The sequence below is a fragment of the Paenibacillus sp. JT22N1 genome (assembly GCF_059692155.1).
The window spans coordinates 475,852-488,060 of record NZ_JCAUAW010000001.1; the positions used below are offsets into that span (position 1 = coordinate 475,852).

General features: G+C 43.7%; 12 protein-coding genes. 7 read left to right on the forward strand and 5 right to left on the reverse strand.

Features of this window, described 5'->3' with window-relative positions; all coding sequences use genetic code 11:
• Window positions 1-58: 58 nt before the first annotated feature.
• The 4 genes from AC58UU_RS02210 to AC58UU_RS02225 all read left to right on the forward strand — a co-directional run bounded on the left by AC58UU_RS02210 (window position 59) and on the right by AC58UU_RS02225 (window position 2,805).
• Window positions 59-940, forward strand: coding sequence for an ATP-dependent DNA ligase (locus tag AC58UU_RS02210; protein ID WP_497312550.1), 882 nt, complete (start codon window positions 59-61; stop codon window positions 938-940).
• A gap of 92 nt (window positions 941-1,032) precedes the next feature.
• On the forward strand, window positions 1,033-1,722 hold the full coding sequence (locus AC58UU_RS02215; RefSeq protein WP_497312552.1) for a metal-dependent hydrolase: 690 nt from the start codon (window positions 1,033-1,035) through the stop codon (window positions 1,720-1,722).
• 28 nt (window positions 1,723-1,750) lie between these two features.
• Window positions 1,751-2,059 (forward strand): Dabb family protein, encoded by a 309-nt coding sequence (locus tag AC58UU_RS02220; protein ID WP_497312554.1) that lies wholly within the window; start codon window positions 1,751-1,753, stop codon window positions 2,057-2,059.
• Window positions 2,060-2,082: 23 nt separating this feature from the next.
• Complete coding sequence (locus tag AC58UU_RS02225; RefSeq protein WP_497312556.1) at window positions 2,083-2,805, forward strand: metallophosphoesterase family protein; 723 nt, start codon at window positions 2,083-2,085, stop codon at window positions 2,803-2,805.
• 7 nt (window positions 2,806-2,812) lie between these two features.
• Here the strand turns inward: AC58UU_RS02225 and AC58UU_RS02230 are convergent, their stop codons facing one another.
• Window positions 2,813-3,175 carry a helix-turn-helix domain-containing protein gene (locus AC58UU_RS02230; protein ID WP_497312558.1) on the reverse strand — a complete coding sequence of 121 codons (363 nt, stop codon included), beginning with the start codon at window positions 3,173-3,175 and terminating at the stop codon, window positions 2,813-2,815.
• A 232-nt stretch (window positions 3,176-3,407) separates the two neighbouring features.
• Here AC58UU_RS02230 and AC58UU_RS02235 point away from each other — a divergent pair, with 232 nt between their 5' ends.
• A complete protein-coding gene (locus tag AC58UU_RS02235) occupies window positions 3,408-3,623 on the forward strand; it encodes a helix-turn-helix domain-containing protein (protein WP_216625547.1) in 216 nt (71 codons plus the stop codon).
• Window positions 3,624-4,412: 789 nt separating this feature from the next.
• Here AC58UU_RS02235 and AC58UU_RS02240 read toward each other — a convergent pair.
• Genes AC58UU_RS02240 through AC58UU_RS02250 form a run of 3 tightly spaced genes read right to left on the reverse strand, consistent with a single transcriptional unit; the run spans window position 4,413 to window position 7,931 of the window.
• The gene (locus AC58UU_RS02240) at window positions 4,413-6,047 is read right to left on the reverse strand and encodes a type 2 periplasmic-binding domain-containing protein (RefSeq protein ID WP_497312560.1); all 1,635 of its coding nucleotides are present in this window, start codon (window positions 6,045-6,047) and stop codon (window positions 4,413-4,415) included.
• Between the two features lie 24 nt (window positions 6,048-6,071).
• The gene (locus AC58UU_RS02245; RefSeq protein ID WP_497312561.1) at window positions 6,072-6,953 is read right to left on the reverse strand and encodes a carbohydrate ABC transporter permease; all 882 of its coding nucleotides are present in this window, start codon (window positions 6,951-6,953) and stop codon (window positions 6,072-6,074) included.
• A 12-nt stretch (window positions 6,954-6,965) separates the two neighbouring features.
• On the reverse strand, window positions 6,966-7,931 hold the full coding sequence (locus tag AC58UU_RS02250) for an ABC transporter permease (protein WP_497312563.1): 966 nt from the start codon (window positions 7,929-7,931) through the stop codon (window positions 6,966-6,968).
• A gap of 251 nt (window positions 7,932-8,182) precedes the next feature.
• On the opposite strand from AC58UU_RS02250, the gene AC58UU_RS02255 reads away from it, so the two are divergent.
• Complete coding sequence (locus AC58UU_RS02255) at window positions 8,183-10,411, forward strand: helix-turn-helix domain-containing protein (RefSeq protein ID WP_497312565.1); 2,229 nt, start codon at window positions 8,183-8,185, stop codon at window positions 10,409-10,411.
• Window positions 10,412-10,564: 153 nt separating this feature from the next.
• Window positions 10,565-11,188, forward strand: a complete 624-nt coding sequence (gene cdaS, locus AC58UU_RS02260) for a sporulation-specific diadenylate cyclase CdaS (protein WP_497312567.1) — start codon at window positions 10,565-10,567, stop codon at window positions 11,186-11,188.
• A 52-nt stretch (window positions 11,189-11,240) separates the two neighbouring features.
• Here the strand turns inward: cdaS and AC58UU_RS02265 are convergent, their stop codons facing one another.
• Complete coding sequence (locus AC58UU_RS02265; RefSeq protein ID WP_497312569.1) at window positions 11,241-12,119, reverse strand: helix-turn-helix domain-containing protein; 879 nt, start codon at window positions 12,117-12,119, stop codon at window positions 11,241-11,243.
• Window positions 12,120-12,209: the final 90 nt, after the last annotated feature.

Below are 12,209 nucleotides of genomic sequence, written 5' to 3' on the forward strand. Positions count from 1 at the left end.
AAAGTGCCACACTGGTGTTATGGGGTGGTTAGAAATGCTCTTTGAGCCAATAAAACCAATGATTGTCAGTATAGGTAAAGAAGCTTTTGATGACGAGAATTTTATATTTGAACCCAAATGGGACGGATGGCGAATCCTCATACATAAGCAGGGGAATCGCATTGAAGCTTTTACACGTAACGGAGTGCTAATTTCCAGTAAATTTCCGGAATTAAAGGAAGCAGCATCGGCAATCAAGGTTGATACGGCGATTTTTGACTGTGAGGGAATTGTTTTACGTGGTGGCAGACCGGTATTTGATGATTTTTCTTATCGTGGCCGGTTGAGTAATTCTGCAAGGATTAATCGCGCTGTAAACACACATCCCGTAACGTTTGTTGTATTTGATGTCCTTTACACAGATAGAGATCATTTGGCTGAATCGTTGACGCAGAGAAAACAGCGGCTTGGCGACATCGTCGATTCTACATCCGTTATCATGCCTACCATGTTCGTAGTAGGACAAGGTAAGGCGCTATTTGAGTTAATGAAAGAACGGAATATGGAAGGCATTGTAGCGAAGCGGAAGGATTCCAAATATCAACTGGATACCAAGAGTGACGATTGGCTGAAAATGAAATATTTTAAATCGATTGACGTTGTTATTTTGGGGTACCGAACGAATCCGTTTGGCCTTGTAATCGGCTTGAATTTCAGAACGGTGAAAAATAAGCCTGTTGGTGTGGTTGAGTTTGGTTTTCTGCAAGAGGATAAGCAAATGTTTTTGGTGATAGCTAAGCAATTGAACACGTTCATGGAAGACAAAACGCAGTGGATCGAACCACGCTTGTGCTGCCGGATAGAATATTTGGAGCGAACCGACACGCATCAATTAAGGACTACGGTGTTTCGTGGTTTTTTGCCGGATAAGAAGCCTGAGGAATGTAAATGGGAATCTTAAAGAAGCAAGTGGTAAATAAAGTATGCTAAAATAGGCTCAGGCCCAACCAAGAACACTTAATTGAAATCAGCTAATTACAAAGGAGCGATTTTATGAACATTATTTTTCATGGACAAAGCTGTGTTGAGATTCGATTAAAGGAGCATACGCTCATTATTGATCCCTTCTTGAACCATAACCCTCTAGCCATTACGAAGCCGGATGATATTAAGGCTGATTACATACTCGTCACACATGGACATGCTGATCATTTAGGTGATTCACTAGAAATTGCAAAGCGCAACGAAGCCACTATTATTGCACCCAATGATTTAGGGAGGTACTTGTCTTTCCAAGGGGCAAAAACCCACGGAATGGGGATCGGCGGAGAATATCAGTTTCCTTTTGGTAAAGTGAAAATGACAATGGCACTGCACGATTCTTCCTATAACCCTCCTGGAACCAAAGAAAATATTTATACAGGGATGGCTAGTGGTTTCCTTATTACAGCAGAAGGGAAAACGATATACCATGCAGGGGACACAGGCCTTTTTGGAGATATGCAATTGCTAGGCAAATTAAATGAGATTGATCTTGCCTTCCTTCCAATTGGTGACAACTATACCATGGGCCCCCGCGACGCTGTTATCGCTGCACAATTTTTACAAGCAAAAATGGTCGTTCCGATGCACTACAATACATTTCCGCTCATTAAGCAGGATCCAAGTGCTTTTGTTGATAGTCTGGCTTCTGAGGGAATTAAAGGTGTTGTCATGGAACCTGGTCAAAGTCTAACATTCTAAATTAAACCTAAAGGAGGCTTTTTCAACCATGATGTTTGAACACCTGGTTTCGTTCAAATTTAAAGAGCATTTAGATCCACAGAAGGAAAAGGAATTACTTGAAACCTTATTGTCATTAAAAAATAAGGTCCCTGGGATCGTCGATTTAACGGCCGGCGTAAATGTGACAGAAGAAACAGATAATGTGCAAGGATACACGTTAGGGCTTCGTGTGACTTTTCAAGATCAAGAATCTTTACAGCAATACGGACCCCATCCTGCGCACCAGCAATTCGTGAAATCATTAGAGGGAATTATAGAGAATGTCATAGTGATTGACTACCCAATCATGAAATGAGTGGTAAACAGGGGGAAAACCGAGTGAAATTAGCCTTTATATCGGATATACATGGGAATTCAATCGCTCTCGAAGCTGTCTTGGAAGATATAGCAAAGAAAGAGATAGACCGTATTTATGTACTTGGCGATCTTTGCTACCGTGGACCGGATCCCAAACGATCTCTTGCATTGGTCCGATCTTTAAACACTCAGGTCATTAAGGGAAACGCAGATGAATGGGTTGTGCGCGGTGTAAATCAAGGAGAAGTCCCGGAACAGGTCATTGAAATGATGAAGATGGAACGGGAGTGGACGGTTGCGCAATTGGACAAGCAGGATATCGAATACTTGGCGAGTCTGCCGACTGAAATGAAGCTTGATATTGAAGATATCTGTATTCATGCGTTCCATGCGACGCCAGATAGCTTGTTCGAAATTGTTCTTCCAGGTGCTGACGATGAGCTGCTAAAGTCGAAGTTAATGTCCGCATCGGATGCGGATATCTTCATTTATGCTCATATCCACAGGCCATTTATCCGTTATATGGATGGCAAAATACTGTTGAATATTGGAAGCGTAGGTCTGCCTTTTGACGGTATGCCTAAAGCAGCCTATGCCGTTGTAGAAATTGAAAATGGACAAATCCGAACCTCGATTGAACGTGTTCCGTATCGGATTGATGACGTAGTCAAGCAATATGAAGAAGTTCAGTACCCGAACGCAGAAATGATGACAAGAATTGTTCGAAACGGTCTTGTGAAATAAGATTGAATCATTGACCGTCGGATGTATTCGTTTGACGGTCTTTCCAAAATAAGACAGTCAGCATACGCTCGACCCATTCCTTATCTTCAGACGTAAGTACAAAACCATCAAACATAAGCTCATTCTCACGGAGAAAACGTCGCAAATTAACGGGATTACTTTGATATTGCTGTTCAGACGGAGAGGACTCCAGATATCCAGCGATATCCATCAGTTCGGAATAGGAAGTGTTAAGCCCTTCAGACAGCTTCATTAATACTTCCGGTGAAGGTATGCCGCGATTCCCGTTCTCTAGTTGGGAAATATAAGCTGCTGAGACTCCTGAACGGTCGGCAAGCTCGCGGATGGTGAAGCCTTTTAATTTGCGCATATCTTTTAATTTATCGTAGAAATACATAGACTCTCACTCACCCTCACTAACAAAAGTAAACATTAGTAAACGATATAATAGTAGCAGTTTACTAATGTAATTACAATTGGAGCAATGGATAAAATTGATCCACATTTGGTTACTTATGTAAACAAAATTGGTTGCATAAGTAAAATTCCAATGGTATAATGTTTGTGAGGGGAACAAAATGAGAACGGGGGTCTATGGCAGAATGAATATCAAGATCTTGGCGAAGACCGATGTTTTTATTAAAGCGAGAGTCATTAAAGGTTACTCCCAGAGAGAGTTGGCGAAGCACTCGGGTTTAAGTCATGCTTATATCAGTCTGCTTGAACGATCAATTAAATCAGTGGGCCCATCCACAGCTAAGAAATTGAGTGATTTGCTAGATAAGGATTTGGAAGAATTGTTTCTAATTGAGATGTAGTGTAGTTTAAATGAAATGGTAATGAAGAAAAATAAATGTAAACTAAGACCCGCAGCAGGTTGCTGTGGGTCCTCTTTTTTTAGGATTGTTTCCGATCTAAGCAGTTTACGACGGCAACATCACAACAGGCATGGGGCTAAAGGACGTGATGATTCTCGTTACGCTCTCCAACAGGTATTATGACGTTTTCTATCAACTTAGGAACGTAAAAACTAAAGGTGAATACAGGTACATGAAGAAGGGGGGACATTACTTGCACTGGCAAAGGAGTACCCCTTCTCTATACCAAAGGCAATACTTTCCATAGAGACTGGTAATGCACGTTTAGTACCCCTTACATCAGATGCCAGTAAATTAATTGGGAGACGAGGGCCATCCGAACAACAACTCACTGCTTATCTGGCTCAACGGGGCTGGAGGCATAAGGAAACACTTGGCGACCATATCATCTACGAAAAGGACAATGTTACTTTAAACGTCTATTCTCGTTTCCGAAGAGGTTACTGGTGGTACATTCTTGACAAAGCCCCATAAGCTGAAAGGAATGCTAATCGAATAGTAACCCCGCTCAAAGAACTGTTAATCAAGCTCAGGCGGCAGTCGTACTGAATCGAATGCTTAATTAGATCAATAATTATACTTGTTGTCGATACATCATATAGTAGGGAGGAGGGAGTGGTTAGCATGAATTTTGGAACTTTCATCCAAGCGGTACGCATTCGAGAATGTGGCGGGAACGAAAGCGCAGGGTGCCCCGATTGTTCTTAATCTCTTCCAGATCGGCTTCCTCTAACGGGTACCGCCGGAATATCTTTCGTATGCAGCTTTATAGACGGACAAGTATTGGTCTAAGCCCATTTTTTGTACATTCGCCACATACTTGTCCCAGTCGTCGAAGGATGCTGTGCCGTTGATAAGGTTAGCCTCGGTCTCGGTGATGAACTTGTGAATGTCGGCACCCTTGGAGCTCATAAATGCCGTTTCCGATTCCGTATAGTTAAAGCTGTACCACATCTCTTTAATGAGGTTCTTGGACGCTTTCTTACCCGCATCGACGGATTCCGGCAGGCTTTCAGAGCCTTTGAAATATTTCTCCTGTACATATCCCGGATAACTGCCTCCAGGCCATGTTGTGAATTTGGCTACCGCCTGATCTAGGGTTAGTCCGTTTGGATTATTTTTCACTTCGTCTGTAAACTCCAGCTTACCGTCTGGCTTTTGCGTATAAGTGACATCCTTTTGTCCCATAAAGTAGAAGGTAGCCCCTTCATCTCCATAGAAATAATCCATCCAGCGGAGTGTAGCTTCCGGATTTTTGTTTTTATCCGTAATGACGAAGGCCCCTGGCCATGCGATAGGATTTTTCACAGATACAAATAACTGATCCCCGTGAGGACCTTTAAGCGCACCAAGTCCTACATAGCCCTTCTGGTTCATGACCGCTTGGGGATGAGGGACGAATGCCGCTCCCAGCAGACCTTTCTCGCCTTTGGCATAAAGCGCCGTATCCTTCAACGTGAAGATCTCTTTATCAATTAGTCCCTCTGAATATAACTTGTTCATATACTGCAGCACTTCTTTATACTTTGGATCGGTCCGGTAGAACCTCAGATTGTTGGAAGACGGATCCATGTCCACGTACTGATGGGCGACGGCTCCCCTGTTACCGAATCCCCAGCCACCGCCGATATAGCGTTGTATCGTTCCAATGCCGGACATACCACTTAACGGGACCTCGTCCTTCTGACCGTTGCCGTTCATGTCCGAATCTTTTACAGCCTTCAAATAATTGTAAAATTCCTCTGTGGTTTCAGGTTCTTTCATATTAAGCTTATCCAGCCAGTTCTTGTTGATCCATAGCGGCGTGCCGATCAGCATAGGCAAATATTCGGGACTATATATGGAAGGAAGGGAGTAGATGCCGCCGTCCGGCATCGTCAAACCCTTTTTTAGATCAGGATACTTGTCCAAAAGCTTCTTAAAGTTAGGGGCATTCTTCTCGATCAGATCATTCAGCTTAAGGAAGACGCCTTGGCTGCCGTACTTCATCAGGTCCGCGACAGGTACCCTTGCTGAATAGAAGGCATCGGGATAATCTCCGCTTGCCAGCGCCAGATTTCGTTTCTCTGTAAGACTTTCAAAAGGAACCAGTTGGAACTCTGCGTCAATGTTGGACATCTTGGCATACTCTTTCCAAACTGTCGTATCCTCAAATTTGTTGCCGTTTTGCGGTGATTTGCCCGTAAACAATTTGAGCTTAAGCTTCTCATTCACAATAGGAAAACCGGTGGCATTAAGATTCTGCGATGCTTTTTCATCCGATTTGGTGGTATTTCCTTTATCCTCCACACCTCCGCAGCCGCTCATTAATCCAAGAGTAAGTAAGGCGGACATTGCTAAGGCTGTCGTTTTGGTTGTTTTCATAATAAATTTACCTCCGTTATAATTTTATCCTTTGAGGGCGCCGACCATCACGCCTTTGTTAAAATATTTTTGCAGGAACGGATATAAAATGAGAATGGGCAGATTCGCTACAATTACAATAGCATACTTGATGGATTCCACGTCGAGCACGGAACTGGACAGAGACCCTTCAGATACGTCAACCATATCCTTGGTTTCCCCCTGTACGAGAATCTCTCGTAAAATGAGCTGCAGCGGGTACTTATCCCGATCCGACAAATAGATCAGCGCATTGAAGTAAGCATTCCAGTGCCCCACACTATAAAAGAGTACCATAACGGCCAAGATGGGCGCCGAAAGGGGAAGCACAACTCTCCATAAAATTCTTAGATTCGAGCAGCCGTCGATGGCAGCAGCCTCCTGCAGCTCAAAGGGCAGCCCGCTTTGAAAAAAAGTTCGCATCAGCATAATGTTCCATACAGAAACTGCGCCTGGAAGAACCATGACCCAGTAGGTATTCAACAATCCGAGCTGTTTGATTAACAGATAGGTCGGGATCAGTCCGCCGCTGAAGAACATTGTAAACACCATGAAGCCCGAGATCCAATGTCTGCCCAAGAAATTCCGCCGTGACAGAGGAAAAGCAGCTGCTACAGTAAGCGCAACATTGATGGCCGTTCCGCTCACCGTATACAGAATCGTATTGCCGTAACCCTGCATGATCTCCTTATTCTGAAACAGCTTCTCATAGCCCCTCCAGGATAGTTCCTTCGGCCAAAGCCAGACGTCTCCGTTCAGTACCAGCTGTGGGTTGCTGAAGGAGGCAATCAGCACAAAATACAAAGGGTACAGCACCATCAACATTATAATGATTAAAAGGCTATATACCAAAATGATAAAAATTCGGTCCATCAAGCTTTGTTTCATCGATTGTCTCCCTTACCATAGGCTGGTCTCGCTTACTTTGCGGGCGATGGCGTTAACCACAACTAGCATCACAAAATTTATCAACGAGTTAAACAGGCCGACTGCCGCAGAGAAACCATATTCCGCTCCGAGAATCCCGCTCCGGTATACATGCGTGGAAATCACGTCGGAAGCCTGCATATTCAGCGAGTTTTGCAGCAAATAAATTTTTTCGAATCCGATGCCGAGCACCGTACCCATATTCAGGATGAGTAAAATAATGATGGTGGGCCTCAGCCCCGGCAAATTAATGTGCCAAATACGCCGAAGTCTGCTGGCACCGTCCATTTGAGCGGACTCGTGCAGATGGGGATCGATGCCGGCCAAGGCAGCGAGATATATGATGGAATTCCAGCCCATTTGCTGCCATACGCCGGAAGTAACGTACATGCTTTTGAACCAACCCGGATTAGTCAAAAAGGCAATCGGTTTAAAGCCCATCCAAACAAGAACATGATTGACGAGACCGTTTTCCTGCGAAAGGAAGATCATCATTAATCCAACTACGATTACGGTAGAGAGAAAATGAGGGGCATACAGGATGGTTTGAATCCATTTCTGGAATTTTTTCCGCCCGATCTCATTTACCATCAGCGCCAATAATATAGGTACAGGGAATCCTGCGGCTATCTGATAAACCCCGATGGACAAGGTATTGGTAAGAATTCTCCAAAAATAGAAGCTTTCAAAAAAGCGCGTGAAATGATCGAAGCCGATCCACGGGCTCCCCCAAATTCCTTTGGTCACGAAAAACTGTTTGAAAGCAATCTGTAATCCGTACATGGGCACATATTCAAATAGGATGAAGAAGACAATCACCGGAAAGATTAGCACATATAAATCCCAGTTCCGCTTAATTCCCTTCCAGCGATTTCTCCAATACTGTCCGCTAAGCTTTTTTTCCGGATACGTCTTGCCGCCCGGTACTATTTGCTCCAAGAAGTTACACCTCCTTTCTTCGTTTTCAAGGTTGATCATAGTTGGTGGCCGGTAGAAAAGAAATTGACTCTTTTTTAGACAATAGACAGGTTCTTTGATTTCCGCAGTGGGAGAAATGGGCTAAGTCCTTATGGTACATGGTTATGATGAGGTTTTACCGGAGGATGATAAGGTTTTGTAAATGTGTTGATTGTTGCTTTTATGACCTGCTAGCATGAGTATAAGAGATTTAGAGGATAGGGAGGGGCATCATGGAACTCTTGAATCAGAAGAGCAAATCATTTCTTGTCCGAATATTTATCAGCTTTTTGACCATCATTATGCTGTTATCCGTCTTTAATTTTGTACTATTTTCTTTTTTTCAACAGAATATCAAGCAGGAGATCATTCGTTCCAATGAGCGTATGCTGAGTCAGGCTGCGGAGCATTACAACACTCATTTTAACCGTCTGAGAACCGTACTGTTCCAGATGTATCACGACAATACGATTACCAAATTTAACGGGCAGTTGATTTCGGGCGAATACGGAAACGCCAATTATTTTCTTGTAGTCGATATGGTGCGAAGGCTGAGGGAAACTGCCAATAATCCGTTATTCTACTTAGATAATCTTATGGTGCTGTACCGCTCGAATCTGTTTATGGCGGACAAGGAAGGCAGCAGCACGGAAGTCGCCCTGGATTCCCTAACGAACTTTCATCCGCCATACGACCTGTCTTATTGGGAGAAGGAATTTGAGAGTCCAAGGAACTATTACATACATCCAGCGCAGGATTACCCACTCGATCACTTTAGTAAGGAGAACAAAACTTACATTCCATTCTCCTTTAAGCTGCCCAATGCTAATTACGAATTAATCGCTATGCTGGACGCAGACAAGCTGAACCAGACACTGCTCGGCGATGTACCGTTTATCATTCAAACCGAGGAGGGAGAGAATGTCTATCGTTCAAATTCCTCTGCATCCATAGAAGAAATTCCCGTCTTCGCTGCAGGTGAATCGTACAAACTATTCCAAAACCAATATTTCTTTATCCATGAGGATTCGGAAAATCACCTTCGTTACGTGACAGCTGTACCTTATGCTAACATCGCAGCACAAATCTCAAAGCTTAGGGTCACTCAGATCGTCGTTTTGTTTACTTCCATAGCAATCGCTCTGGGCATGTCTTACTGGTTCAGCCGTCGACTTCAGTCACCGGTGAAACGTATTATCGCCTCCCTGCAGCATCCGGAAGGACAACATCTGCGGATGGAATCCGCCATTCATGAGTTTGAAACGATCAGCAAGCACATTGATAAGCTGTCGGAAGAACGGACAAGGATTCATGACGAGCTGAAGAGTAGTAACTCGCTGCTGACCAATTATGGTTATATCGCTAAGCTTAAATCGCTTCATGTAGGTATCTCGGAGTGGCGCGAATTTGCCCAGGCGGAGGGCCCCTTCTCTCTGATTCTGTATCAGCTGAATGCAAGAAGTATGGAAAGGCTAAGCGAGGATATCAAACGTTATATCGGGGAATACATTGAAATCGTACTCTCCGAGTATGAGCTGAATGCCTATACGTTCCAAATCGAGAACGATCAGATCATCTCCGTCGTTTTCCGGCAGGATAAAACGGACCGGATGACGGAAGCACTTCAGCAGGTTAAGGAAACACTGGATAAAGACCGTCAAACCTGTCTGATTATGATGGCAGTCAGCTCTGTTTTCGAACAGAGCGCCGAGCTGAACACGGCCTATGAGCAGGTGTCGGGAATGCTTAAGCAGGCCCGTCCGCTGGAAGAAACACAAATTATCGTCAAGCAGGAGCCAACTGCATTCTTATATGTTTTTACCACGGAACAGGAGCAGGAATTGTACGCTCATCTTCAAGCCGGCAATGAAAAATTGTGCCTCCATGCCGTACATCGTATGCTTGAAGCGATGGAGCGAAGCCAGGCGACATTGGCTCAGTTTCGTCAATTCAGTGAGGCATTGGCTTCCCGTATCGTGAAAACATTGGAGCAGAATGAAGCGGATAACGCAGTAAGAAACCAGGCCGTAAGACTGCGTAACGAATTGGATATCAGTTTTACCTTGACGGAGTTTAAGCAAATCTTTGACACGCTTGTTCCTATATTTGCAGATTGGGTGCGCGTGAAGAAGGCGGAGAAAGATGAAGTGATCGAATTTGTGATGAAAACCATGGAGACACAATATTCGGATGACATTTCACTAGATCTGATCGCGGAGAAACTGGACATGTCCAGTGCTTACTTGTCTGTATACATAAAAGAGAAGACGGGGGCGAATTTCAGCGAACATATGAATCGGATGCGGATTCAGAAGGCAAAGGAGTTGCTTGTCGGCTCCAGTCTCAGCATTCAGAACATCGGGGAACAAATCGGCTACCGCAACGGCACCTCGTTCATAAGGATGTTCAAGAAAATAACCGGAGAAACGCCAGGAGAGTTCCGGCGCTGCCAGACGGTTTAAATTTGGTAGATGAATGTTTCCGATATCTAAGCAGTTTACGATTACATTTAAAGTAATACATATAAGGAAGAATGTACATATTAATTCATAGGTATACGGAAGGTTGATCAATTTATTTGTGAATATAATAATGAAGTTCTGAGGTGTGACGAGGTGCAGCAAGAAAATTGTGACATATCCCCGATGAAAGAACAGTTGAAGCAACAATTGCGACACATTTCCGCTGAAATTCAATGCAGTTTGGATACCTTAGATAATGATGAAAATAACTGTCTTTTAAGTCGGTTTGACGACATTCGCGAAGCCTTTAAACAAGTTGAATCCATAGCTGCTTCCTTCTATTTGCAATGTTATTTATCCTCTTTCACGACCCATTATTTAGACTTGTCCATTTGCATTCAGCATCTGTCGGAACGCCGACATGGTGCTTTGATCGTGATCCAGAGGAACGATCTGCTGGATATGTTTATGCACTCTGGCATTAGGTTGGAAGCGACGTTGACTTACTCGTTATTGGAAGCCATTTTTTACCCTGGCAACCCGCTGCATGATGGAGCCCTATTGATTCAATCCGATCGAATCGTTTCGGCTGCGAACGTTTTGCCAGTATCTAATATTACAGTTGAAAAAAAAATGGGGACACGGCACCGTGCTGCGATAGGTTTGACAGAGCAAACTGATGCTCTTGTGCTCGTCGTTTCAGAGGAAACCGGCAATGCATCCTTTGCCTATAAGGGAATCCTGCACCCCATTAATTCTTTGGATCCAATGATCTAGCAGATAATAGGATGTTAGATTCAAATCTGCCAACGCTCCACATTTAAAGGATTTATGGTTGGTCTGACGCCTGTTTAAACTGATAGGGGGTCAATCCCACGTGTTTCTTGAACATTTGGCAAAAATAAGAGAAGTTCCCCAGACCTACAGCCTGCCCGATTCCCTGAATAGAGATGTCACTTGTTTTAAGCAATAAGCAAGCTTGACGAATACGTCTAGCGGTCAAATATTCGGTAATGCTGCTGCCTACGATTTGCTTAAAGACAGCTGATATGTGATTTGGCGATAAATGAATGGCCTGTGCGAGTTGATTAAGCTCAAATGGCTCCATGTAATGGACTTCGATCCATTCCATGACCTTTTCAGCAATGGATGAGGACTTTACTTTGGAACTGAGTTCAGTGGATAGGTTGTACCCGGTTAATGGATAGGAAGTTTTCAAATGATGCATCAAGTTGGTCAAGAAGAACAATTGCTCTTCCAGCAAATGTTCCGGTTTGGCATGCTCAATTGTATGATGGTGCGCTTGAAGCAAGTTATGCAGAGCCTCCGTGTCTAGTCCGCTTATCTTTTGAATAGACAGGGGGTCCTTCCAAAGCTTCTGGAAAAATTCACGTGTGGAAGCGAACGCCGCCAAACAGCTATCAAGCAGTGCAGGTTCGAATAGGAAAAAAGATCGGATGTACGTTTGCTGGGCTAGTTCGTTCATACGAATCCGATGAAGCTGGAAAGGTCTGAAGTAAAAGAGCATACCAGGAGCCAGGTCGAAAATTTGTTGTTCCACAATGACTGTACCGGTGCCTTCGTGGACGATAAGGATTTCCATACCTTGATGTGCGTGATAGATTTCAGCAAATGCATTTGTACGATTTCGGTAAAATTGAAGATGTGCAGGGTGTTGATTAAGGTTCAAGTAATTCATTACCTTCATGGACGAATGACTCCCCTCTTCTCTAATCTGTTAAATCATAATACAACAACATTTTATCATAAGAGCACTACACTCTGTTCGATTGATTTT